This window comes from Streptomyces sp. NPDC021115 (assembly GCF_044333065.1).
Taxonomy (GTDB): domain Bacteria; phylum Actinomycetota; class Actinomycetes; order Streptomycetales; family Streptomycetaceae; genus Streptomyces.
In genome coordinates this window covers 289,414-311,976 of record NZ_JBIRQF010000009.1, presented here as the reverse complement: position 1 = coordinate 311,976, position 22,563 = coordinate 289,414, and the positions used below count along the sequence as shown (strand labels likewise).

Sequence of the window (22,563 nt, the reverse complement as noted above, 5' to 3'; positions counted from 1 at the left end):
GGCCGGGCCCGATGGTCGGGACGCGGGAGCGATGGGGCATGCTTCGGGCATGACGTTTCCACCGCCGTCGCCCGACCCCAACCGGCCTGGAAACGGCGGGGGGTTCGGTCCGCCGCCGCAGGAGCCAGCGCAGCCGTCGCAGCCGTCGCAGCCGCAGGGAACTTTCGGGCCGCCGGTCGACCCGGGGCAGCTGGTCCCGTCGCCCCGGCCCGGTCCGCCCGTGCTCCCCGGCGGCTTCGGACCGCCCCCGCCTCCGCCGCCCCCGGGCGGGCGGCCGCCCGGCACCGGCCGTTCCCGGACCGCGGCGATCGTGACGGGCGTGGCGGTGGGCCTGGCGGTGGTCGCGGGCGTGGCCGTCTTCGGCGCGCGGGACGATGACGGCGGCGACCGAGCGGCCGACGCCCCGGCCGCCTCGAACCGCCCCCTCTCCTCGCCCTCGGGCGCCGCGTCCGCTCCGGCGGGTTCGGAGGACCCCGGCCAGGGCGCGCCGCTGGGCGGCGGGGACGACCGGTCCGCCCCGTCCCCCGACGCCTCGGAAACGGGGAACAGCAGGATGCCGTACGCCGTGCTGGGGCCGGGTACCTGTTTCGACCACCCGGCGATGGACAGCAGTGTGACGAAGATCGAGAAGCGCTCGTGCAAGAGCCCGCACGACGCCGAGGTGATCAGCAACAAGAAGCTGAACGGGGACTTCTCCTCCGAGCGGGCGATCCAGCGCAAGGCGCTCTCGCTGTGCGAGACGGACGCCGAGAAGCGGCTGGAGAGCGTCCCCAACGACGGCCGGGAGTATTACTACTACGCGCTCTACCCGGCCCTCGGCACCTACACGGAGCACGGCAAGGACCGGGTCTCGTGCGCGCTGACGGTGAGCACGGGCAAGGACGGCGCGAAGCTGAAGGAGCCCATACCGGAGTAGCGGCGGGCGCGGGATCGGCGCCCTTCGGGGCGCCTTCTCATGGCGGGCGGCGGGCGGCGGCCGTAGGGTGGGCGGTATGTCCACTCACGCGAAGCGCGAACGCCTGCTCCTCGCCGACCTCTTGGAGAACGCGGGACCCGACGCCCCGACGCTGTGCGAGGGCTGGACCACCCGCGATCTGGCGGCCCATCTGGTGGTGCGCGAGCGCCGCGCCGACGCGGCCGGCGGCCTGGTGATCAAGCCGCTGGCCCAGCGGCTGACCCGGGTGCAGGCCGAGTTCGCCGCGAAGCCGTACGAGGAGCTGGTGCAGCTCTTCCGCACCGGCCCGCCGCGGATGTCACCCTTCGCGATGAAGCAGCTGGACGAGGCGGCCAACACCGTCGAGTTCTACGTCCACGCCGAGGACGTCCGCCGCGCCCAGCCGGACTGGACGCCGCGCGAGATCGACCCGGTCTTCGCCGACGCGCTGTGGTCCCGCACCGAGCGGGTCGCGCGGGTGTTCGGCCGCAAGTCCCCGGTCGGTCTGGTGCTGCGGCGCCCGGACGGCCGTACGGCGGTCGCCCACCGCGGCGTCCCGGTGGTCACGGGCACCGGCGAGCCCGGCGAGCTGGCGCTGTTCCTGTACGGGCGGCAGAAGGTGGCCCGGGTCGAACTGGACGGTGACAAGGAGGCGGTGGCCGCGGTGCGGGACGCCAAGCTCGGCGTCTGAGCCCCGGCCCCAGTAGTCCCGGCCCCGGCGGCCCCGGCCCGGCCGGGCGTCATTGCGCGCTGCCGAGGTTGAGCGTGACGACGCCGCCGATCACCAGGGCCACGCCCAGCGCCTTCGCCGCGGTGAGCGGTTCGCCCAGGAAGAGCAGACCGATCACCACGATGAGGGCCGTGCCGAGGCCCGACCACAGCGCGTACCCCACGCCGACCTGCATCCCGTAGTGGATCGCCCGCGCCAGCAGGAAGCACGCCACCGCGTAGGAGGCGAGGCAGGCCAGGGCGGGTCCGGGGCGGGAGAAGCCCGCGGTGGATTTGAGCAGACTGGTGCCGATCAATTCGGCGGTGATGGCGGCCAGAAGGAGGAGGTAGGCCATGCCGACAGTCTCCGAGCGGCGGGAAGTGCGCGTCAAACCTGTCGACAGGGGCCTGAGACCCCCGAAATGTGGTGCTCGCCCTTGCCCGGCCGACCAGGCGCCGCGTAGCGTCGCCGACCGTGCGTACGCCCCTCCCCCCGCTGCCCGGGCTGCTGGCCTACGAGGCCACCGCGCGGCTCGGCAGCATCGCGGCGGCCGCCGATGAGCTGGGCCTTTCTGCGTCGGCGGTAAGCCAGCGCATCCGGGTGCTGGAGGCGCACCTGGGGATCGCCCTGTTCGAGCGCCAGGCGCGCAGCATCCGGCTGACGCCGATGGGGCAGGCGTATCTGCCCACCGTGCGGGGCGCGTTCGACGATCTGTCGGCGGGCACCACCGGGCTGTTCGGCCCGGCCGGGCGCGGACGGCTGACCGTGCGGGTGCAGGTCTCGTACGCCATGACCTGGCTGATGCCCCGGCTCCAGGACTTCCACGACTGCTATCCGCACATCGACCTGCGGGTGGTGACCGCGATCTGGGCCAACGAGGTGCCGCCGCACGAGGTGGATCTGGAGATCCGTCACGGCAACGGCCGCTGGGCCGGGTTCACCGCCGATCTGCTGCACGAGGACCAGGCGGTGGTGGTCGGCTCCCCCGCCCATCTGGAGGCGTACGGGCCGCTGACCGGGCCCGCCGATCTGGAGCACCGGCCGCGGGTGCACGTCATCGGCTACGACGACCTCTGGCAGCGGCTGTTCCCGCACACGCCGCCGCCGTCGCGGGGCGCGGAGGCGACCATCACGCTCGACACCACCGTGGCGGCGACCCAGTTCGCCGCCTCCGGGCTGCACTGCGCCCTGGTCCCCGAACGGTTCGCGCGCGCCGCCGTCCGCGAGGGGCGGCTCGTGGTGCTCCACGACCGTCCGGTGCCGCTGCGCCAGGCGCACTATCTGCTCCAGCGCGAGGGGGAGGCCCATATGACCGCGGAGGGGCGCACGTTCGTCCAGTGGCTCATACGGCAGGACATCGAGGACCCGCCGCTCCAGCCGGGCGGCTAGTACGTTCTAGGAGCTCTGGGGCTTGTCGGGGGCCGGACCGGTGGTGGCGCGCTCCACCAGGTGCGGCGCGAACACGCGCTCCGTCGCTTCCCGGCCCGCGACGAGGTCCAGCGCCCCGCTCACCGCGGCCTCCGCGAGCCGGGCCGCGTCCTGCGACACCGTCGTCATCTGCACATGCGGGAACTTGGCCAGCCGCGAGTCGTCGTACCCGACCACCGAGATCTCCCCGGGCACCGCGCGACCCTCCCGCCCGAGGACGTCCAGCACGCCCGTGGCGCAGCGGTCGTTGAAGGCGAGGACGGCCGTGGGCGGGGTCTCGCGGGCCAGCAGATAGCGCATGCCCTGCGCGCCCGCGGTCTCGGTGAGCCCCCCGGCCAGCACCTCCGCCGAGTCCTGGAGCCCGTGCCGCCCCATGGCCTCCAGGAAGCCGAGCCGCCGGTCGGAGCTTCCGGGCGCCCCTGCCCCGTCGATGTGCGCGATGCGCCGGTGGCCGAGGGCGGCGAGGTGGTCGACGGCGAGCGCGACGCCCGCGTGGTCGTCGCCGCGTACGACGCCCACGCCCGGTACGTCGGTGGGCCGGGCGACCAGCAGCGTCGGCAGCCGGCGGGACAGCCGGGTCAGCTCCTCCGTACCGAGCCTGCTGCCCAGCAGGACGGCCGCCTCGCACCGCTCGCGCAGCAGGGCGCCGACCGCGGTGGTCTCGTCGCGACTGGGGGCCACCGCGCTGAGCGTCACGTCGTAGCCGCGCGCGGCCGCGGCGGCGTAGATCTGTTCCACGAGGTCGCCGTGGAAGGGCTGCTGGAGTTCGAAGGTGACGCCGAGCAGCCGTGAACTGCTCTGGCGCAGCTTGCGGGCGCGCTGGTCGGGGACGTACCCCATCTCGTCGGCGATCTTCAGCACGCGTTTGCGGGTGGCGTCGCTGGCCCCGGGGACGCCGCGCATCACGATCGAGACCAGCGCGGTGGAGATACCGGCGGCCCGTGCGACATCGGCCATGGTCGGCCGCGCGCCGCCCGCCTCCTCGGTCACTCCCGTCACTCCTGCCTGCTGAAACGCCGTCTGGCCGGTGCCCTGGCCGAACCGCCTCCGAGCATATCGATCTCTTGACCAGCTCCCCTTTCCCGCTCTACGGTCTTGCGACTAGAACGTACTAGTTCTTCCACTCCACGGTACGAGGCTCAGGGGAGATACGCAGATGACCGTCACCGACACCGTGCGGCTGGCCACGATCGGCGCGGGCCGCATCGGCTCGCACCACGCCGGGCTCGTCGCCCGGCACATCCCCGGCACCGCCCTGGCCGCCGTCGCCGATCCGGTGCCCGGCGCCGCGGAACGCCTCGCGGCCTCCCTCGGCGCGCCCACGGCCACGACCGATGTTGAAGCGATTCTCGACCGGGACGACATCGACGGCGTGCTGATCACCGCCCCGGCGCGGGCCCACACCGACCTGGTCGTGGCCGCGGCGGCCGCCGGAAAGCACATCTTCGTGGAGAAGCCGATGGCGGTGACCCTGGCGGACGCCGACCGCGCCATCGCCGCCGCCCGGGACGCGGGCGTCGTCCTCCAGGTCGGCTTCAACCGCCGGTTCGCCCCCGGCTTCGCCGCCGCCCGCGCCGCCGTCGACGACGGCCGGACCGGCACCCCGCAACTGCTGCGCTCCCTCACCCGCGACCCGGGCCCGTTCACCGCCGACCCGGCCCGGATACCGCGGTGGACGATCTTCCTGGAAACCCTCATCCACGACTTCGACACCCTGTGCTGGCTCAACCCCGGCGCGGCCCCCGTCCGCGTCCACGCCACCGCCGACGCCCTGATCCGCCCCGACGCCAAGGCCGACGGCCACCTCGACACCGCCGTCGTCACCATCCGCTTCGACAACGGCGCCATCGCCACCGCCGACGCGTCCTTCTCCGCCCTGTACGGCTACGACGTACGCGCCGAGGTCTTCGGCCCCGGCGGCATGGTCACCGCCGGAAGCGGCCGCAGCACCGACATGACCTACTACGGCCCCGAGGGCCTGCACGCCGACACCGCCCGGCGCGACACCGACCTCCTCCGCCCGGCCTACCTCGCCGAACTCACCGCCTTCACCGACGCCGTCCGCCACGGCACGCCCCCGCCCGTGACCGGCGCCGACGCCCGCCGGGCGCTGTCCGTCGCCCTGGCCGCCATCCGCAGCGTCGAGACCGCGGCCCCCGTCGACCTCGCCGAGGTGACCGCATGAGCGACCGGAGCCCGTTCACCCTCGCCGCCAGCGCCGAAATGCTCTACCTCGACCTGCCGTTCACCGAACGGGTCCGCCGGATCGCCGACCAGGGATTCCAGGTCGAGATCTGGGACTGGTCCACCAAGGACATCGACGCCCTCGCCGCCACCGGCGCCACGTTCTCCTCCATGACCGGCTACCTCACCGGCGACCTCACCTCACCCGACGGCATCGACGCCCTGCTCGCCTCGGCCCGCCGCTCCCTCGCCGTCGCCGAACGGCTGAACTGCCCCCGCCTCAACCTCCACGGCACCGGCCTGGACCCCCAGGGCCTGCCCGTACGCCCCGTCGACCGGACCACCCCCGCGATGTGGCTCACCGCCGCCGACACCCTGCGACGCGTCGCGGACCTGGGCGAGGCCGCCGACCGCGTCTTCACCCTCGAAAACCTCAACCTCGCCGTCGACCACCCGGGCACCCCCTTCGCCCGCGCCGCCGACACCCTCGCCCTGGCCCGCGCCGTCGACAGCCCCCACCTACGGCTGAACCTGGACCTCTACCACGCCCAGATCGGCGAGGGAAACCTCATCGGCCTCTGCCGCGAAGCCCTCCCGTACGTCGGCGAGATCCAGGTCGCCGACGTCCCCGGCCGCTGCGAACCGGGCACCGGCGAAATCCACTACCCCGCCATCGCCCGCGCCCTCCACGACCTCGGCTACACCGGCGTGGTGGGCCTCGAATCGTGGGCCCGACACGACCCCGACACCGCTCTGGAGCGCTTCCGCTCCGCATTCATGGGGTAGCTTTCGCCGCTGGCAGGGCTTGCCGTCTTGTGAGGAGTGTCGAAACGATGGGCCGTCAGCACACCTACCGCACCACCGTCCGCTGGACCGGCGACACCGGGAGCGGATACCGGGGCTACGAGCGCGCGCACGATGTTCTCAGCGAGGGCAAGCCCACCCTCGCGGCCAGCGCCGACCCGGCGTTCCGGGGAGATCCGGAGCGCTGGAATCCGGAGGACTTCCTCGTCGCCTCGCTCGCGCAGTGCCACATGCTGACGTACCTGTCGGTGTGCGCCCGGGACGGCGTGACGGTCACGGCGTACGAGGACGAGGCCACCGGGACCATGGAGGAGTCGGCCGGGCACAGCGGCCGTTTCACCGAGGTGGTGCTGCGGCCGGTGGTCACCGTCGCGGACGCGGCGATGGTGGAGCGGGCCCGTACGGCGCACCACGATGCCCATCAGCAGTGCTTCATCGCCAACTCGGTCAACTTCCCCGTCCGTCACGAGGCGACGGTCAGGGTGGGGTAGTCGGTGTAGCCCGTCTCGCCGCCCACGTACATCAGGTACCGGTCGCGGACCGGGTTGAGCGGGGCGCCGGTGCGGAGGCGGTGGACGAGATCGGGGTTGGCCAAGAAGGGGCGGCCGAGGGCGATGAGGTCGGCGCCCTCGGCCAGGAGGCGTGTCGCCTGGCGGAGACCGCCGTCGGCGGGGATCTGGTCCACCGGCAGCACCGGATTGGCCATCAGGGTGGTGGGCCAGATCTTGCGGATGCACTGGAAGACGGGCTGGTCGGGGTCGGCGTATCCGACGTGGAGATAGGCGAGGCCGAGGTCGGCCAGGGCCTCGGTGAGGGCGGGGTAGATGGCCTCGGTGTCGTCCTCCTGGATGCCGTTGACCGTGTGGCCGGGCGAGACGCGCAGGCCCACCCGCTCGGGGCCGATCGCCTCGGCGACGGCGCGGACTGTCTCGACCACGAACCGGATGCGGCCGCTCACCGGGCCGCCGTAGGCGTCGGTGCGGCGGTTGGTGTTCCCCGCCAGGAACTGGTGGAGGAGATGGCCGTTGGCGGAGTGCACCTCCACCCCGGCGAAACCCGCGGCGACGGCGTTGCGGGCGGCGGCCGCGAAGTCGGCGATGGTGGTGCGGATGTCGTCGGCGGTCATCTCGCGGGGTACGACGGACTCCTGATGACCACTCGGGGTGAAGATCGTCTCGGGGAGCGGGACCGGGGAGGGAGCGAGCGGGGTCAGGCCGCTGGTGGCGGGGTGACCGACCCTGCCGCCGTGCTGGATCTGGAGGAACATCGGACGGCCGCCCGCGGCACGGACCGCGTCGGTGACGCTCCGCCACCCGGCCACATGGGCGTCGTCGTGGATCGCGGCGATGTTGGGGTACGTCTGCCCGACGGCGTTGGGGGTGGATGCCTCGCCGATGATCAGCCCGGCGGAGGCGCGCTGGGCGTAGTACGTGGCCATGATCGGCAGCGGCACGCCGTCGGCGGCCGCGCGGTTGCGGGTCAGCGGGGCCATCACCAGGCGGTTGGGGAGGTCGAGGGGGCCGAGACGGGCCGGTTCGAAGAGTGCGTTCGTCATGCCGGTACCGTAGAAGTTGCCATTGGTGTCAGATTCAAGTCGGAACGGGCGGTGCGGCATGCGGATCGGGGAGCTGGCACGGCGCACCGGAGTGAGCGAGCGGTCGCTGCGCTATTACGAGCAGCAGGGCCTGCTGTCGGCCGAGCGCACCCCGGGTGGCCACCGCGATTACGGCGAGGGCGCGGTGGACCGGGTGATCCGCATCCAGGAGCTCTACGCGGCGGGGCTGTGCAGCGAGAAGATGGCCCAACTGCTGCCGTGCATGCGGGACTCGGACGGCGGCCCGTCCCGGATCGCCAGCGGGCAGCTGGTCGCCGACCTCGCCGTGGAGCGGGAGCGCATCAACCGGATGATCGGTGACCTGCTCCGCTCCCGCGACGTCCTGGACGAAGTGATCGCCGCGGCGTCGGCCCCGGCCGACTAGGCATCACGCGCCCCTTCTGTGGCGCAGGTCACGGGAACCTCGCACCTCGTGCGGAGAGGCACGAGGTGTGAGGGATGAACGAGATGACTGAGGGCCTGCGCGAGCGGATACGGGCGGGTGACCGCGAGGCGTTCGCGGAGCTGTACGAGGAGCACGCGCGGAGCGTCTACAACCATGCCTTCCGGCTGACCGGGGACTGGTCGGTCGCGGAGGAGGTGATGGGGGACACGTTCCTCGACGCCTGGCGGGGGCGGCGGCAACTGGAGCCGGGGGACGGCTCGTTGAAGCCGTGGCTGCTGGGCGTGGCGACGAACAAGGCGCGCAACGCCAACCGGGGTATCGGCCGCCGCCTGGCCTTCCTGGCCCGCCGCCCCGCGCCCGCCCCGGTGGCGGACTTCGCGGAGGAGGCCGCGGGCCGGATCGACGACGCCCGCCAACTGGCCGCCGTACGGGAGGTCTACGGCCGACTGCGGCGCGGGGAGCAGGAGGTGCTGGCGCTGTGCGTGTGGTCGGGCCTTGACTACGCGCAGGCGGCCGAGGCGATGGGGATTCCGGTGGGGACGGTGCGTTCGCGGCTGTCCCGGGCCCGCGCCCGGCTCCGCAAGCTCGCGGAACAGCGGCTCACGGAGGAGAAGAAGGAAAAGGCGGAGGAAAAGAGGAAAAAGAAGGAACCGCCCCGCCGCCGCGGAGAGGTACAGCACAAGGCCGTATTCGCGGCCCTGCCGTTTCAGGAGTTTCAGGAGGACCCCCGATGAGGCCCGAGCGCGAGGACGCCGCGTACGAGGACACCGCGTGCGAGGAACTTGCCCGGCTGCTTCCTCCCGTCCCGGGAGAGCGGGACGTGCCCTCTACTCCGTACCTCCACCAGAAGGACCGTTTGATGCAGCTCATCGATGACGACCAGAAGAACAACTCCGCCCCGAAGGCCCGGCCGCGGCTGCTGCGCCCGGCGCTGCTGCTGCCCGCCGCGGCGCTGGCGCTGACCGGGGCGCTGGCCGTCACCTTCACCGGGGGCGGGGCCTCCGGCGACACCACCGCCCGGCCCCACGAGACCGCCACCGTCCTGCTCGACCGGATCGCCGGAACCGCGGCGAAGTCGGACGTCGAGCCGGTGCGCCAGGACCAGTTCGTCTACATCAAGAGCCTGACGGCGGGGGCCGAGCTGAAGGAGGACGGCTCCTCCACCATGGAGCCGCTGAGCAAGCTGGAGGTCTGGAAGTCGCAACAGGCGAAGCGGATCCACAAGACCGGCGAGTCGTACCAGAACGGGGACTACTCCAACGTCTACGAACTGGGCGGGTCTCCGGCGGGGATCAACCGTGCCACGTACCAGTGGCTGGCGTCCCTGCCGACCGACCCGGACGTCCTGCTCAAGGAGCTGGACCGGATGACCGAGGCGAACGAGGGGCAGGAGAAGGCACAGGCCGTCTTCGAGCAGATCGGCTCCCTGGTGGGGACGGTGATGCCGCCGCGGAACGCCGCCGCCCTCTACAAGGCCGCCGCGAAGATCCCCGGGGTGAAGCGGCTCGATGACGCGGTGGACGCGGCGGGCCGCCATGGGGTCGGCATCGCCCGCGTCGACAAGCGGACGGGGATCATCACCGAGTGGGTCTTCGACCGGGACAGCCTCACCTACCTCGGCGATCGCAGCTACCGGACGAAGGACTTCGGGGCGGGCAAGAAGGGCGACATGCTGGAGGAGTTCGCCGTCCTGAAGCGCGGGATCGTCGACCACTACCGCGAGCGGCCGACCGGCTGAGACGCGACGCGGCGGGGGATCACCATCCGGTGGTCCCCCGCCGCCGTACGAGCGTCCCTCAGCGGACCGGGTGGCCCGCGTCCCGCAGCGCGCCCTTGACCTCGCCGATGCGCAGGTCGCCGAAGTGGAAGACGGAGGCGGCCAGCACCGCGTCCGCGCCCGCCGCGACCGCCGGGGCGAAGTCGGTGAGCTTGCCCGCGCCGCCGCTGGCGATGACGGGGATGGTGACGTGCTTGCGGACGGCCTCGATCATGGCGGTGTCGTAGCCGTCCTTGGTGCCGTCCGCGTCCATCGAGTTCAGCAGGATCTCCCCGGCGCCCAGCTCGGCCGCGCGGTGGGCCCATTCGACGGCGTCGATGCCGGTGCCGCGCCGGCCGCCGTGGGTGGTGACCTCGTAGCCGGACGAGGTCTCCGTACCGGACGCGCAGCGGCGGGCGTCGACCGACAGGACGAGGACCTGGCTGCCGAAGCGCTCGGCGATCTCGCGGATCAGCTCGGGCCGGGCGATGGCGGCGGTGTTGACGCCGACCTTGTCCGCCCCGGCGCGCAGCAGCTTGTCGACGTCCTCGGGGGTGCGCACGCCGCCGCCGACGGTCAGCGGGATGAAGACCTGCTCGGCGGTGCGGCGCACCACGTCGTAGGTGGTCTCGCGGTCGCCGGAGGAGGCGGTGATGTCGAGGAAGGTCAGCTCGTCGGCGCCTTCCTGGCCGTAGATCCGGGCCATCTCGACGGGGTCGCCGGCGTCCCGCAGGTTCTGGAAGTTGACGCCCTTGACGACCCGGCCGTTGTCCACGTCCAGGCAGGGGATGACTCGGACCGCCAGGGTCATGACGTTCGGGCTCCTCGGAATGCTTCCAGTTCGACTTCCACCAGCACGCGCGAGTCGACGAAGCCGGACACCACGACCAGGGTCGCGGCGGGGCGTACGGCGTCGAAGAGCTCCTTGTGGGCGCGGCCCACCGCGTCCACGTCGCGCGCGTGGGTGAGGTACATGCGGGTGCGGATGACCGACTCGACGCCCAGGTCGAACTTCTTCAGCGCGTCGAGCGCGTGGCCGAAGGCGGCGAGCGTCTGCTCGTACGGATCACCCTCGCCCTCCAGGACGCCGCGCTCCGCGAGCGGCATGGTTCCGGAGACGACCACCAGGTCCCCGGCCGCGACGGCCCGGGCGAAGCCGATGGTCTCCTCCCAGGGGCTGCCGGTCTGGACCCGTCGCGCCGTCTTCTCGGCCGAGCTTTCGGGTGAGGTCATGCGGATACCGCCTCCAACGCCTCTTCCAAGGTGAACGCCTTGGCGTAGAGCGCCTTGCCCACGATGGCGCCCTCGACACCTTCCGGTACCAGGGTCGCAAGGGCGCGCAGGTCATCCAGCGAGGAAACGCCGCCGGAGGCGACGACGGGCTTGTCGGTGGCGGCGCAGACGCCCCGCAGCAGCTCCAGGTTGGGGCCCTGGAGGGTGCCGTCCTTGGCGATGTCGGTGACGACGTAGCGGGCGCAGCCCTCGGAGTCGAGGCGGGCGAGGGTTTCGTACAGGTCGCCGCCGTCGCGGGTCCAGCCGCGGCCGCGCAGGGTGGTGCCGCGGACGTCGAGGCCGACGGCGATCTTGTCGCCGTGCTCGGCGATGACCTTGGCGACCCATTCGGGGGTCTCCAGGGCTGCGGTGCCGAGGTTGACGCGGGTGCAGCCGGTGGCGAGGGCGGCGGCGAGCGAGGCGTCGTCGCGGATGCCGCCGGACAGCTCGACCTTCAGGTCCATGGCGCGGGCGACCTGGGCGATCTGCGCGCGGTTGTCGCCGGTGCCGAAGGCGGCGTCGAGGTCCACCAGGTGCAGCCACTCGGCGCCGGCCCGCTGCCAGGCGAGGGCGGCCTCCATCGGGTCGCCGTACGACGTCTCGGAGCCGGACTCGCCGTGGACGAGGCGGACGGCCTGGCCGTCGCGGACGTCGACGGCGGGGAGGAGTTCGAGGCGGTGCGTTGGCATGCGGGAACCTTACGGTGAGGACGGGGCGGGTACGGGCGGGGCGGGCCGGTCAGAGCGTGTCGAGCCAGTTGCGCAGCAGCCGGGCCCCGGCGTCGCCGGACTTCTCGGGGTGGAACTGGGTGGCCCACAGCGGGCCGTTCTCCACGGCGGCGACGAACGGCTCGCCGTGCGTCGTCCAGCTGACCTTGGGACCGGCCATGTGCGGGTTGCCGACCTCCAGCTCCCAGGTGCGGACGGCGTAGGAGTGGACGAAGTAGTAGCGCTCGTCCTTGTCCAGGCCCGCGAAGAGCCGCGAGTCGCCGGGCGCGGTGACCGTGTTCCAGCCCATGTGGGGGACGACGGGGGCGCGCAGCGGTTCGACGGTGCCGGGCCATTCGTCCAGGCCCTCCGCCTCGACGCCGTGCTCGATGCCGCGGCCGAAGAGGATCTGCATGCCGACGCAGATGCCCATGACCGGGCGGCCGCCCGCGAGCCTGCGCCCCACGATCCAGTCGCCGCGGGCCTCGCGCAGCCCCTTCATGCAGGCGCTGAAGGCGCCGACGCCGGGGACGAGGAGGCCGTCGGCAGCCATGGCCTTGTCGTAGTCGCGGCTGATCTCGACGTCCGCGCCGACATGGGCGAGGGCCCGTTCGGCGGAGCGGACATTGCCGAAGCCGTAATCGAACACGATCACGTTCTTCGTGCTGGTGCTCAATTCCAGACCTCCAGCCGCAGGATCCCGGCCAGCAGCGACATCGTGGCGCCCACTCCCAGCAGCACGATCACGCCCTTGGGCAGCCCCTGCTTGGCGAAGGAGATGACTCCGCCGAGAAGGAACAGCCCGAGCAGGATGAAAACGGTCGACAGCCCGTTCATTCAGAGGGCGCCCTTCGTGGAGGGGAGGATTCCGGCGGCGCGCGGGTCGCGCTCGCTCGCGTACCGCAGCGCCCGGGCGAGCGCCTTGAACTGGCACTCCACGATGTGGTGGGCGTTGCGCCCGTACGGCACGTGGACGTGCAGGGCGATCTGCGCCTGGGCGACGAACGACTCCAGGATGTGCCGCGTCATCGTGGTGTCGTACGTGCCGATCATCGGCGCGATGTTCTCCGGCTCGGTGTGCACGAGGTACGGGCGGCCGGAGAGGTCGACGGTCACCTGGGCCAGCGACTCGTCCAGCGGCACGGTGCAGTTGCCGAAGCGGTAGATGCCGGTCTTGTCGCCGAGCGCCTGCTTGAAGGCGGCGCCGAGCGCGAGGGCGGTGTCCTCGATGGTGTGGTGGGTGTCGATGTGCAGGTCGCCCTCGGTCTTGACGCTGAGGTCGAAGAGGCCGTGGCGGCCGAGCTGGTCGAGCATGTGGTCATAGAAGCCGACGCCCGTCGCGACATCGACCTTGCCGGTGCCGTCGAGGTCGATCTCGACGACGACCGAGGTCTCCTTGGTGGTGCGTTCCACGCGGCCCACGCGGGTCATGCGCTCTTCTCCTTCATCAGCTCGCGAACCGCGTCGAGGAACGCGTCGTTCTCGGTGGGGGTGCCCGCGGTGACCCGCAGCCGGCCCGGTACGCCGTTGTCCCGGACCAGGACGCCGTGGTCCAGCAGGGTCTGCCAGGCCGCGTGGGCATCGTCGAAGCGTCCGAACTGGACGAAGTTGGCGTCCGAGTCGGTCACGTCGCAGCCAAGGGCGCGCAGTTCCCGCACCAGCCGGTCGCGCTCGGTCTTGAGCGCGTCGACGTACCCGAGCAGCGTATCGGTGTGCTCCAGGGCGGCCAGCGCGGTGGCCTGGGTGACGGCGGACAGGTGGTACGGCAGCCGCACCAGCTGAACGGCGTCGACCACGGCCGGGTCGGCGGCGAGGTAGCCGAGCCGCAGCCCGGCGGCGCCGAACGCCTTGGACATCGTCCGGGAGAGCACCAGATGCGGACGGCCCTCGATCAGCGGCAGCAGCGAAGGGCGGTGGCTGAACTCGGCGTACGCCTCGTCCACCACGACCAGCGACGGCTTGGCTGCCTGCGCCGCCTCGTACAGCGCGAGCACCGTCCCGGCCTCGACGGCGGTGCCGGTCGGGTTGTTCGGCGAGGTGATGAAGACGACGTCCGGCTTGCGCTCGGCGATCGTCGCGCACGCGGCCTCGACGTCGATGGTGAAGTCGTCGTGCCGCGGTCCTGAGATCCAGCCGGTGCCGGTGCCGCGCGAGATCAGCGCGTGCATCGAGTACGAGGGCTCGAAGCCGATCGCGGTGCGCCCGGGCCCGCCGAAGGTCTGGAGCAGCTGCTGCAGCACCTCGTTGGAGCCGTTGGCCGCCCACACCTGCTCGGGTCCGACCGCGAGACCGGCCGTACGGGTGAGGTAGCGGGCCAGCTCGGTGCGCAGCTCGACCGCGTCCCGGTCCGGGTAGCGGTTGAGCAGGCGGGCCGCCTCGGCGACCCGCTCCGCGATCCGCTCCACCAGCGGTTCGGGCAGCGGATAGGGGTTCTCGTTGGTGTTCAGCCGTACGGGGACGTCCAGCTGCGGCGCGCCGTACGGGGACTTGCCGCGCAGCTCGTCACGGATGGGCAGATCATCGATCCCGGTCACTTGCTCCCAGGTACCTTCCAGTCGAACCGTGCCTTCACCGCCGCGCCGTGCGCGGGCAGGTCCTCCGCGTCGGCGAGCGTCACCACATGCCCCGCGACCTCGGCCAGCGCCTCGCGGGTGTAGTCCACGACGTGGATGCCGCGCAGGAAGGACTGCACCGAGAGGCCCGAGGAGTGGCAGGCGCAGCCGCCGGTGGGCAGGACGTGGTTGGAGCCCGCCGCGTAGTCGCCGAGCGAGACCGGTGCGTACGCGCCGACGAAGATCGCCCCGGCGTTGCGCACCCGGGCGGCGACCGCCGCCGCGTCCCGCGTCTGGACCTCCAGGTGCTCGGCCGCGTACGCGTCGACCACCGCGAGGCCCTGGTCGAGGCCGTCGACCAGCACGATGCCGGACTGCCGCCCGGCCAGCGCCGGGCCGATGCGGTCCTCGACGTGCTTGGTGGCCGCGACCTGGACCGCAAGCTCCTTCTCGACCGCGGCGGCCAGCTCCTCGGAGTCGGTGACCAGCACCGAGGCGGCCAGCGGGTCGTGCTCGGCCTGGCTGATCAGGTCCGCGGCGACGTGCACCGGGTCGGCGGTGGAGTCGGCGAGGATCGCGATCTCGGTCGGCCCGGCCTCGGCGTCAATGCCGATACGGCCCTTGAGCAGCCGCTTGGCGGCGGCGACCCAGATGTTGCCGGGCCCGGTGACCATGGAGACCGGACGGCAGTCCTCGGTGCCGTACGCGAACATCGCGACCGCCTGGGCGCCGCCCGCCGCGTACACCTCGTCCACGCCGAGCAGCGCGCAGGCCGCCAGGATGGTGGGGTGCGGCAGCCCGCCGAACTCCGCCTGCGGCGGGGAGGCGACGGCCATCGAGCCGACCCCGGCCTCCTGCGCGGGCACCACGTTCATCACAACGGAGGACGGATAGACGGACCGCCCGCCCGGCGCGTACAGCCCGACGCGCTCGACGGGCACCCAGCGCTCGGTGACCGTGCCGCCCGGCACGACCTGCGTGGTGTGGTCGGCGCGCCGCTGCTCCCGGTGGACCAGCCGGGCCCGCCGGACGGACTCCTCCAGGGCCGCGCGCACGGCCGGGTCCAGCTCGTCGAGGGCGCGGGTCAGCTCCTCGGCGGGCACCCGGACCCGGTCCATGGTCACGCCGTCGAACCGATGCGCGTATTCGATCAGTGCAGCGGTGCCGCGATGGCGCACGTCGTCGCAGATGGGCCGCACCTTCTCCAGGGCGGCCTCGACGTCGAGCTCGGCACGGGGCAGCAGGTCGCGGTCGATCCCGCCCTCCGGGAAGGCGGCACCGCGCAGATCGATACGGGAGATCACGCGATCAATTGTCTCAGACGTGTTCCGGCGGCCCGCCCCCCGTATCAGTGAGTGATACGGACCCCCTAAGTTGATCCTGACCGTTGGCGTTCAAGCGGTTACTCAGCGGGAATGGGGATCCGTACGGGGAGTACGGAGGACAGGAGGCGACACGGCTGTGACCGAGCCACGCGACGGCGATCCTCCCCCGGGGCTCGACCTGACCACCGCCGAGTGGGGGATGTGGCAGGCGTTCCGCAACGGCAGTACGCACGATCTGCGCACCTCCCACCCCCAGCGGAACGACCCCTCGGGGCCGTATGCCTGGGGCCCGGAGCGCAGTGTGCGCGCCCGGGTCGTCGCCCTGCTGCTGCTGGACGGGCCGCCCGCCCAGCCCGGCCGGGTCTCGGCGCTCAAGCTCAACGGGGTGCACATCACCGGCACCCTAGATCTGGCGGGCGGCACCATCGACCCGTACGTGGAGCTGAAGAACTGCCGCTTCGAGCGGGAGGTGCTGCTTCCCGAATCGCACTTCACCACCCTCCGCCTGGTGGGCTGCTCGCTGCCCCGGCTGGAGGCGGCCCGGCTGAGCACCGAGGGCGATCTGCATCTGCCGCGCTGCGTGGTCGACCACGGCATCCGGCTCACCGACGCCCACATCGGCACCGATTTACTGCTGAACCAGCTGATCGTGCGCCGCGACCGCCGAGGCATGTCCATCACCGCCGACGGGCTGACCGTCGCGCAGGACTTCCAGGCCGACATGATCGAGTCGTACGGCGAGATCAGCCTGCGCGGCGCCCAGATCGGCGTGTCGCTCAGCCTGCGCGGCAGCCGGCTGCGCAATCCGTACGGGCGCCGGGCGCTGAACGCGCCGCAGCTGACCATCGAGCGCAGCCTGTACCTCACCGCGGGCGGGGTGAGCACCTACTCCAGCGGTTCGACGCCGCCGTACGGCACGGCCAGCACGCCGACCCGCGGCACCCGCATCCAGCGCTTCGAATGCGAGGGCGGCATCCGGCTGGACGACGGGCGGATCGGCGACGCCATCGACTTCGACCAGGCCCGCTTCGTCATGGAGAACGACCAGGAGCTGTCGCTGCGCCGGGTGCAGACGCCCGAGCTGCGCTTCCTCGGCGAGCGGCCGCAGCGCGGCCGGGTGATCCTGTCCGGCGCCAAGGTGGTCAATCTGGTCGACAAGTCGGTGAGCTGGCCGGGCCCCGGCGGGCTGACCATGGCGGGCTTCTCGTACGAGAACCTGATCCCGCGCGGCCACTTCCCGCTGTCCCGGCGGCTGGAGTGGGTGGCCGCCGCGACCCCCGAGTACGCGCCCGAGCCGTACGAGATGCTGGCCAACACCATGCGGGCCAGCGGCGAGGACGCCGACGCGCGCGAGGTGCTGCTCGCCAAGCAGCGGCGGCGCCGCGAAACGCTGCCGCTCGCCGGGAAGATGTGGGGCTACCTCCAGGACTGGACCGTGGCCTACGGCTACCGGCCGGGCCGGGCGGCGGTGTGGATGGCGGTGCTGTGGGCGGTCGGCTCGGTGTTCTTCGCGCACAACAGGCCGGAGCCCATCAAACCGGGTGAAACGCCGTACTGGAACGCCTCGCTCTACGCGCTCGATCTGCTGATCCCGGTCATCAACCTGGGCCAGGACGGCTACTGGAAACCCGCGGGCACGGTCCAGTGGGCGTCGATCGTGATGATCCTGCTCGGCTGGGTGCTGGCCACCACCGTCGCGGCCGGTGCGTCCCGGCTGCTGCGCCGCCAGTGACCGGCCGCGGCGGCGCCAGTGAACGAACACTGTTGAGGCCATTAGGCTTACGCCCCGTGACCTCCGCGCGCCTTCCGCTCTTCCCGCTGAACACGGTGCTGTTCCCGGGGCTCGTCATGCCCTTGAACGTCTTCGAACAGCGGTACCGCTCCCTGATGCGCGATCTTTCGGCGCTTCCCGAGGACGAACCGCGCCGGTTCGGGGTGGTCGCGATCAGGGACGGCCACGAGGTCGCGCCCAGCGCGATCGGCCTCCCGGAGTCCGCGCCCGCCCCCGACCCGGGCCCGGCCGCGGGCTTCGGCCCCGACCCGGCCAAGTCGTTCTACGGGGTGGGCTGCGTCGCGGACGCGGCCACCATCCGGGAGCAGGACGACGGCACCTTCGAGGTGCTGGCCACCGGCACCACCCGCTTCGAGCTGCTGTCCGTGGACGCCACAGGCCCCTATCTGGTCGGCGAGGTCAAGGAGTTGGAGGAGGAGCCGGGCGACGGCGCCGGAGCGCTGGCCTCCGGAGTGGTCCGGGCCTTCCGCACCTACCAGAAGCGGCTCGCGGGCGCCCGGGAGCGCACCCTGGCCGCCGAGCAGGACCTGCCGGGCGAGCCGTCGGTGCTCTCCTATCTGGTCGCTGCCGCCGCCGTGCTCGACACCCCGGCCAAGCAGCGGCTGCTCCAGGCGCCGGACACGGCGAGCAGGCTGGCCGACGAGCTGAAGATGCTGCGCTCCGAGAGCGCGGTCATCGGTAAGCTCCCGTCCCTGCCCGCCGTCGAGCTGACCCGCCGCCCCACCAGCCCCAACTGACGCGACCTCTTGTGAAGATGGCGAAGAAGACCAAGAAGAACTCCCCCGGTTCCACCGGAACCCCCGCCACCACCGCCCTCACCGCGGCGGGCACGGCCTTCACCGTGCACTCCTACGACCACGACCCGGCGGCCGCCTCGTACGGCGAGGAGGCCGCGCAGGCGCTGGGCGTGGAGCCGGGCCGGGTGTTCAAGACCCTCGTCGCGAGCGTCGACGACCGCCTCACGGTCGCCATCGTGCCCGTATCGGCCACCCTCGACCTCAAGGCGCTCGCCGCCGCGGTCGGCGGCAAGCGCGCCACGATGGCGGACCCGGCGGCGGCCGAGCGCACCACGGGCTACGTCCGCGGCGGCATCTCCCCGCTCGGCCAGCGCAAGCGTCTGCCGACCGCGCTGGACGCCTCCGCCGACGCCCACGAGACGATCCACGTCTCGGCGGGCCGCCGGGGCCTGGAGGTCGAGCTGTCCCCGAAGGACCTGGCGTCACTGACCGAAGCGGTAGTAGCCCCGATCGCCCGCTTCGACGCCTAGCCGCCATCGCGGACCGCGCAGCCCCGCACGGCCCGCGACGCCCGGCACACGCTCCCGGCTGACCGGGGGCAGGCCCGCCACCCGGACGCCGTCCGGAAGGTGCCCCGACCGTGCGGGCGGGTCCTACGCGATGTGGGTCGTCGCGCGCACCACGTGGCCGTCGCGGATCTCCACGTCGTATTCCGCGCCCGGCCCGAGGGGGCCGCGGGCTGCGAGGGCCGTGCCGTGCAGGCGGCCGGTCTGGCGCGTCCACTCCAGCCGGACCAGGTGGTCCGCGGCCAGTTCGGGGCAGCGCGGGCCCGTGGCGTCCACCGGGCGTCCCCAGGCCGCGGTGACGCCCTCCACCCGCTCCAGACAGCGGCGCGGGAACCAGCGCGGCGAGGCGAGCGCGGCCAGCACCTCGCGGGCGGTGGCCTCGCAGTCCACCACCGCCGCCTCCCCGTCCCGCCCGGCCAGCGCCGCGTCCGGGCAGTGGGCCCCGCCGGGACCCACCCGCAGCACGACGCCGGTACGCCGGTCCGGCTCGCCCGGCACCGACAGCCGCCCCGAGGGGCGCGCCGGGTCCCAGGGCGCGGGTTCCTCGGCGCCGGAGCCGCGCCGTACGGCCGCGACGAGCGCGCCGAGCCCGTCGCAGGCGATGGCCGCGCCCGTGGGCCCGGTCACCAGCCATCCGCCTCCGTCCGCGGTCACCCGCAGCCCGGGCCGGTCCGCCGCCCGGGCCGCGGCGAGGGCCACCGCCCGCCGGGCGGCGACCCCGGCGGTCCAGGCCCGGGCCCAGTCGAACGCCCCGCGCTCACCGCACGCCCCGCACATCCGGTCACCTCCTCCGTCCAGGTGCCGCCCATGGTCTCCGTCCGCGGCGCGAGCCACCGCGGCTAGGGCATGACGTCGCCGCTGTTGGGCCCCAGCGTCTGGCCGACGTACAGGTTGCCGCCCGGCTCGCTGGCCAGCAGGACGGCGGTGGGGGCCACCTCCTCCGGGCGGCCGAAGCGGCCCAGGGGGAGTTCGGCCTGCTTGGCGGCCTTCCACTCGGCGGTGATCCCGGCGACCATCGGCGTGTCGACGGGTCCTGGCGCGATGGCGTTGACCAGGACGCCGCGTTCCGCCACCTCCAGGGCGAGGGACTTGGTCAGCCCGATGACCCCGGCCTTGGCGGCCGCGTAGTGGGACAGCGAGCGGCCGCCCTTGATGCCGAGCTGGGAGGCGATGTTGATGACCCGCCCCCAGCCGCGTTCGGCCATCCCCGGCACGACGTAGCGGCAGCACAGGAAGACCCCGGTGAGGTCGACGGCGATGGTCTCCGACCACAGCCGCGGGTCCATCTCGGTCAGGGGCGCCTCGGTGAGGATGCCCGCGGCGTTGACCAGGATGTCGATGCCGCCGTACTCCCCCGCCACCGCGCCCGTCACGGCCTCGACGGCGGCGGGGTCGGTGACGTCCAGGGCGGCGTGTCCGGCCGCGCCGGTCCCCTCGGCGGCGGCCGCGGCGCGGAGCGCGTCGCGGTCGGCGATCACGACGCGGGCGCCTTCCCGCACGTAGGCCGCCGCGATGGCCCGGCCGATACCGCTGGCCCCGCCGGTGACGAAAGCGGTGCGCCCGTCCAGCGCCCCGGCCGTCATGCGGGCATCCTCACGGTGAGCCCGCCGTCCACCACGAGGCTCTGGCCGGTGACGTACGAGGCGCCCTCGGAGGTCAGATAGGCGATCGCGGCCGCGACCTCCTCGGGCCGGCCGACCCGCCCCCAGGGGATGGACGCGGCGGCGCGGGCGAGCCCGTCGGGGCCGAGCGAGTTGACCGGGTCGGAGGACTGCGGGGTGACGATGAGCCCGGGGATCACCGCGTTGACGCGGATGCCGCGCGGGGCCAGTTCGACCGCCAGGCTGCGGCACAGCCCCAGCACTCCGGACTTGGCGGCGGCGTAGTGGGCGTGGTCGCCCCAGCCGTAGACGCCGCCCGCGATGGAGGAGACGGCCACCATCGCGCCCGGCCCCGACATGCGCCCGGCGGCGGAGCGCAGGGTGCGCAGCACGCCGGTGAGGTCGACGGAGAGCATGTCGTCCCAGGCGTCGTCGGTGAGTTCGGCGAGCGGCGCGCGGCGCAGCACCCCGGCGTTCGCGACGGCGATGTCCAGGCGGCCGTACGCGGTGAGGGCGGCCTCCGCGAACGCCTCGACGGCCGCCGGGTCGGTCACGTCCACCTCGTGCCGTACGCAGGTGCCGCCCGCCGCCTCGACCAGCGTCACGGTCTCGTCCGGGTCGTGGGGGTCGCCGGGGTAGTGGCCGAGCACCGTCCGTACACCGCGGCGCGCGTAGGCGACGGCGAGCGCGCGGCCGATGCCGCTGGCCGCGCCGGTGATCACGGCGACCGGCCGCTCGGGCTGATCGTTCTGTATCACTGAAGAGACTCCTGGGTGGGGTTCAGGCTTCGACCGTGTCGACGCGGCGCGCCGCGAACATCACAAAGCCGGAGAGAAACGTTCCGACGGCTCCCACGAGCAGCGCGGTCTGGCCCCAGTGGGCACCGGAGGCGAGCATCGTGGTGGCGAGGGCACCGGCGATGACGGCCCCGGGCTGGCTGAAGGCGTTGATGAAGGAGGTGCCGGTGGCCCGGCAGCGGGTGTCGTAGCACTCGCCCATGTAGAAGAGCATCGCCGCGTACGGGCCGATCAGGAAGAACATCCCGAGGGAGTAGAGGACCACCACGGGCCCGGTGCCGTGCGCGACGGTAAGCATGAGGGCGAAGAGGACGCCGGAGACGATCCAGCCGCAGGCGATGACGTTGCGGCGGCCGAAGCGGTCACCGGCCCAGCCATGGAAGAGGTAACCGGCGAAGCCGACGGCGTTGATGACGATGAACAGCAGCAGGGAACCCTCGAAGCTGACGCCCTTGGCCTTGGTGAGCACCGTCGTGCCGAGCACGCTGAAGATCTGGATGCCGAACCAGTTGGCGAGCCAGGCGAAGCTGAGGACGAGGGTGTTGCGGCGCGCCCGGCCGCGGAAGATCTCCAGCAGCGGGGTGCCGGGGCTCTCGTCCACGCCGTACTCGGCGGCGAGTTGCCGCGCCTCCGCCTCCTTGCCCTCCTTCCGCAGGGCCCGCAGCCGCGCCTCCAGCTCGAACTGCGGGGTCTCCGGCAGTCCGCGCCGCAGCAGGGCGATGACGAGGGCGGGGAAGGTGGCGAGCAGGAAGCAGCCGCGCCAGCCGACGAGCGGCAGGAAGACGGCGACGAACGCGGCCGCGACCAGGGTGCCGACGGGCCAGCCGGACTGCACCATGCTGTAGACGAAGCCGCGGCGCTCCTTGATCGCCTCGTCCTCGGTGACGGCGTAGATCTCGTTCAGATAGGTCGTGTTGACGGCCTGTTCCGACAGGCCGAGACCGCCGATCGAGCGGACACCGACCAGATAGGCGGCGCCGGGGGTGACGGCCGAGGCGGCGGAGGCCAGGGCGGTGCCCGAGACGGTGAGGATCATGCCCCTGCGGCGGCCGAGCCGGTCGACGAGCGGGCCGACGCCGAGGACGACGACGGCGGTGCCGACGGAGATCAGCGTGGAGATCAGCGCCGCCCGCTCCTCGCTCCAGCCGAAGCGGTCGGAGATCTCGGGCAGCAGGGTGCCGAACAGGATGTAGTCGTAGACGGCGAACACCCAGGCGCAGAAGGCGATCGCGGTGGCCTTGCGCGTGGCGCGCACGCCGATGCGCGGCAGCCGCCGGGCGGGGGTGGTGGTGGGTCTGGAGCCGGAGGTGCCTCTGTCGTGGGAGGAGACGGTGGGCATGACGGATACCCCTTGTCGGGAGCGGAGGGAGACGGGGAGAGCGGAGGGGGACGGAAAGAG

General features: G+C 72.8%; 27 protein-coding genes. 12 read left to right on the top strand and 15 right to left on the bottom strand.

Annotated features, from left to right (window positions below):
- Positions 1–49 precede the first annotated feature (49 nt).
- Positions 50–916 carry a hypothetical protein gene (locus ACH4TL_RS27420; RefSeq protein ID WP_398319889.1) on the top strand — a complete coding sequence of 289 codons (867 nt, stop codon included), beginning with the start codon at positions 50–52 and terminating at the stop codon, positions 914–916.
- A 76-nt stretch (positions 917–992) separates the two neighbouring features.
- On the top strand, positions 993–1,625 hold the full coding sequence (locus ACH4TL_RS27415) for a TIGR03085 family metal-binding protein (RefSeq protein WP_398319892.1): 633 nt from the start codon (positions 993–995) through the stop codon (positions 1,623–1,625).
- 49 nt (positions 1,626–1,674) lie between these two features.
- Here ACH4TL_RS27415 and ACH4TL_RS27410 read toward each other — a convergent pair whose 3' ends face one another.
- The gene (locus tag ACH4TL_RS27410; RefSeq protein WP_398319894.1) at positions 1,675–1,998 is read right to left on the bottom strand and encodes a DMT family transporter; all 324 of its coding nucleotides are present in this window, start codon (positions 1,996–1,998) and stop codon (positions 1,675–1,677) included.
- A 119-nt stretch (positions 1,999–2,117) separates the two neighbouring features.
- Between ACH4TL_RS27410 and ACH4TL_RS27405 the strand changes: the two genes are divergently transcribed.
- The gene (locus ACH4TL_RS27405; protein ID WP_398319897.1) at positions 2,118–3,032 is read left to right on the top strand and encodes a LysR substrate-binding domain-containing protein; all 915 of its coding nucleotides are present in this window, start codon (positions 2,118–2,120) and stop codon (positions 3,030–3,032) included.
- A gap of 6 nt (positions 3,033–3,038) precedes the next feature.
- On the opposite strand, the gene ACH4TL_RS27400 is transcribed toward ACH4TL_RS27405, so the two are convergent.
- Positions 3,039–4,061, bottom strand: a complete 1,023-nt coding sequence (locus ACH4TL_RS27400) for a LacI family DNA-binding transcriptional regulator (protein ID WP_398319900.1) — start codon at positions 4,059–4,061, stop codon at positions 3,039–3,041.
- A gap of 166 nt (positions 4,062–4,227) precedes the next feature.
- On the opposite strand from ACH4TL_RS27400, the gene ACH4TL_RS27395 reads away from it, so the two are divergent.
- From ACH4TL_RS27395 to ACH4TL_RS27385, 3 genes are read left to right on the top strand one after another with little or no spacing between them, the layout of a single operon-like run.
- On the top strand, positions 4,228–5,256 hold the full coding sequence (locus ACH4TL_RS27395) for a Gfo/Idh/MocA family oxidoreductase (RefSeq protein WP_398319903.1): 1,029 nt from the start codon (positions 4,228–4,230) through the stop codon (positions 5,254–5,256).
- Positions 5,253–6,041 (top strand): TIM barrel protein, encoded by a 789-nt coding sequence (locus ACH4TL_RS27390; RefSeq protein ID WP_398319906.1) that lies wholly within the window; start codon positions 5,253–5,255, stop codon positions 6,039–6,041. Before ACH4TL_RS27395 ends, ACH4TL_RS27390 begins: the two co-directional genes overlap by 4 nt.
- A 47-nt stretch (positions 6,042–6,088) precedes the next feature.
- Entirely contained in the window at positions 6,089–6,550 is a 462-nt protein-coding gene (locus tag ACH4TL_RS27385) for an OsmC family protein (RefSeq protein WP_398319909.1), read from the top strand.
- Here the strand turns inward: ACH4TL_RS27385 and ACH4TL_RS27380 are convergent.
- Positions 6,523–7,614, bottom strand: coding sequence for an alkene reductase (locus ACH4TL_RS27380; RefSeq protein ID WP_398319912.1), 1,092 nt, complete (start codon positions 7,612–7,614; stop codon positions 6,523–6,525). The genes ACH4TL_RS27385 and ACH4TL_RS27380 overlap by 28 nt on opposite strands.
- 58 nt (positions 7,615–7,672) lie before the next feature.
- Between ACH4TL_RS27380 and ACH4TL_RS27375 the strand changes: the two genes are divergently transcribed.
- The 3 genes from ACH4TL_RS27375 to ACH4TL_RS27365 all read left to right on the top strand — a co-directional run bounded on the left by ACH4TL_RS27375 (position 7,673) and on the right by ACH4TL_RS27365 (position 9,797).
- On the top strand, positions 7,673–8,038 hold the full coding sequence (locus tag ACH4TL_RS27375) for a MerR family transcriptional regulator (RefSeq protein WP_398319915.1): 366 nt from the start codon (positions 7,673–7,675) through the stop codon (positions 8,036–8,038).
- An 83-nt stretch (positions 8,039–8,121) separates the two neighbouring features.
- Positions 8,122–8,793 (top strand): RNA polymerase sigma factor, encoded by a 672-nt coding sequence (locus ACH4TL_RS27370; RefSeq protein ID WP_398320639.1) that lies wholly within the window; start codon positions 8,122–8,124, stop codon positions 8,791–8,793.
- Positions 8,790–9,797, top strand: a complete 1,008-nt coding sequence (locus ACH4TL_RS27365) for a CU044_5270 family protein (RefSeq protein WP_398319918.1) — start codon at positions 8,790–8,792, stop codon at positions 9,795–9,797. Before ACH4TL_RS27370 ends, ACH4TL_RS27365 begins: the two co-directional genes overlap by 4 nt.
- 58 nt (positions 9,798–9,855) lie before the next feature.
- Here ACH4TL_RS27365 and hisF read toward each other — a convergent pair whose 3' ends face one another.
- Genes hisF through hisD form a run of 8 tightly spaced genes read right to left on the bottom strand, consistent with a single transcriptional unit; the run spans position 9,856 to position 15,650 of the window.
- Positions 9,856–10,626 carry an imidazole glycerol phosphate synthase subunit HisF gene (hisF, locus tag ACH4TL_RS27360; RefSeq protein ID WP_398319921.1) on the bottom strand — a complete coding sequence of 257 codons (771 nt, stop codon included), beginning with the start codon at positions 10,624–10,626 and terminating at the stop codon, positions 9,856–9,858.
- Complete coding sequence (locus ACH4TL_RS27355; RefSeq protein ID WP_398319924.1) at positions 10,623–11,048, bottom strand: RidA family protein; 426 nt, start codon at positions 11,046–11,048, stop codon at positions 10,623–10,625. Before ACH4TL_RS27355 ends, hisF begins: the two co-directional genes overlap by 4 nt.
- The gene (priA, locus tag ACH4TL_RS27350) at positions 11,045–11,776 is read right to left on the bottom strand and encodes a bifunctional 1-(5-phosphoribosyl)-5-((5-phosphoribosylamino)methylideneamino)imidazole-4-carboxamide isomerase/phosphoribosylanthranilate isomerase PriA (RefSeq protein ID WP_398319927.1); all 732 of its coding nucleotides are present in this window, start codon (positions 11,774–11,776) and stop codon (positions 11,045–11,047) included. The genes ACH4TL_RS27355 and priA overlap by 4 nt, the downstream gene beginning before the upstream one ends.
- A 49-nt stretch (positions 11,777–11,825) precedes the next feature.
- Complete coding sequence (gene hisH, locus ACH4TL_RS27345) at positions 11,826–12,470, bottom strand: imidazole glycerol phosphate synthase subunit HisH (RefSeq protein WP_398319930.1); 645 nt, start codon at positions 12,468–12,470, stop codon at positions 11,826–11,828.
- Positions 12,467–12,631, bottom strand: a complete 165-nt coding sequence (locus tag ACH4TL_RS27340; protein ID WP_179933723.1) for a hypothetical protein — start codon at positions 12,629–12,631, stop codon at positions 12,467–12,469. The genes hisH and ACH4TL_RS27340 overlap by 4 nt, the downstream gene beginning before the upstream one ends.
- Positions 12,632–13,225: an imidazoleglycerol-phosphate dehydratase HisB gene (hisB, locus tag ACH4TL_RS27335; protein ID WP_398319933.1), complete on the bottom strand. Its 594-nt coding sequence runs from the start codon at positions 13,223–13,225 to the stop codon at positions 12,632–12,634.
- Positions 13,222–14,328: a histidinol-phosphate transaminase gene (locus ACH4TL_RS27330; RefSeq protein WP_398319936.1), complete on the bottom strand. Its 1,107-nt coding sequence runs from the start codon at positions 14,326–14,328 to the stop codon at positions 13,222–13,224. The genes hisB and ACH4TL_RS27330 overlap by 4 nt, the downstream gene beginning before the upstream one ends.
- Positions 14,325–15,650 (bottom strand): histidinol dehydrogenase, encoded by a 1,326-nt coding sequence (hisD, locus tag ACH4TL_RS27325; protein WP_398319939.1) that lies wholly within the window; start codon positions 15,648–15,650, stop codon positions 14,325–14,327. Before hisD ends, ACH4TL_RS27330 begins: the two co-directional genes overlap by 4 nt.
- Positions 15,651–15,807: 157 nt before the next feature.
- Between hisD and ACH4TL_RS27320 the strand changes: the two genes are divergently transcribed.
- From ACH4TL_RS27320 to ybaK, 3 genes are read left to right on the top strand one after another with little or no spacing between them, the layout of a single operon-like run.
- On the top strand, positions 15,808–17,403 hold the full coding sequence (locus ACH4TL_RS27320; protein WP_398319942.1) for an oxidoreductase: 1,596 nt from the start codon (positions 15,808–15,810) through the stop codon (positions 17,401–17,403).
- Between the two features lie 56 nt (positions 17,404–17,459).
- Positions 17,460–18,200 (top strand): LON peptidase substrate-binding domain-containing protein, encoded by a 741-nt coding sequence (locus ACH4TL_RS27315; RefSeq protein ID WP_398319945.1) that lies wholly within the window; start codon positions 17,460–17,462, stop codon positions 18,198–18,200.
- A 17-nt stretch (positions 18,201–18,217) separates the two neighbouring features.
- The gene (gene ybaK / locus ACH4TL_RS27310) at positions 18,218–18,730 is read left to right on the top strand and encodes a Cys-tRNA(Pro) deacylase (RefSeq protein WP_398319948.1); all 513 of its coding nucleotides are present in this window, start codon (positions 18,218–18,220) and stop codon (positions 18,728–18,730) included.
- A gap of 123 nt (positions 18,731–18,853) precedes the next feature.
- Here the strand turns inward: ybaK and ACH4TL_RS27305 are convergent, their stop codons facing one another.
- The 4 genes from ACH4TL_RS27305 to ACH4TL_RS27290 form a co-directional block, all read right to left on the bottom strand.
- On the bottom strand, positions 18,854–19,543 hold the full coding sequence (locus ACH4TL_RS27305; protein WP_398319951.1) for a hypothetical protein: 690 nt from the start codon (positions 19,541–19,543) through the stop codon (positions 18,854–18,856).
- 62 nt (positions 19,544–19,605) lie between these two features.
- Positions 19,606–20,349, bottom strand: a complete 744-nt coding sequence (locus ACH4TL_RS27300) for an SDR family NAD(P)-dependent oxidoreductase (RefSeq protein WP_398319954.1) — start codon at positions 20,347–20,349, stop codon at positions 19,606–19,608.
- Positions 20,346–21,125 (bottom strand): SDR family NAD(P)-dependent oxidoreductase, encoded by a 780-nt coding sequence (locus ACH4TL_RS27295; RefSeq protein ID WP_398319957.1) that lies wholly within the window; start codon positions 21,123–21,125, stop codon positions 20,346–20,348. The genes ACH4TL_RS27300 and ACH4TL_RS27295 overlap by 4 nt, the downstream gene beginning before the upstream one ends.
- Before the next feature lie 22 nt (positions 21,126–21,147).
- The gene (locus ACH4TL_RS27290) at positions 21,148–22,503 is read right to left on the bottom strand and encodes an MFS transporter (RefSeq protein ID WP_398319960.1); all 1,356 of its coding nucleotides are present in this window, start codon (positions 22,501–22,503) and stop codon (positions 21,148–21,150) included.
- Positions 22,504–22,563: the final 60 nt, after the last annotated feature.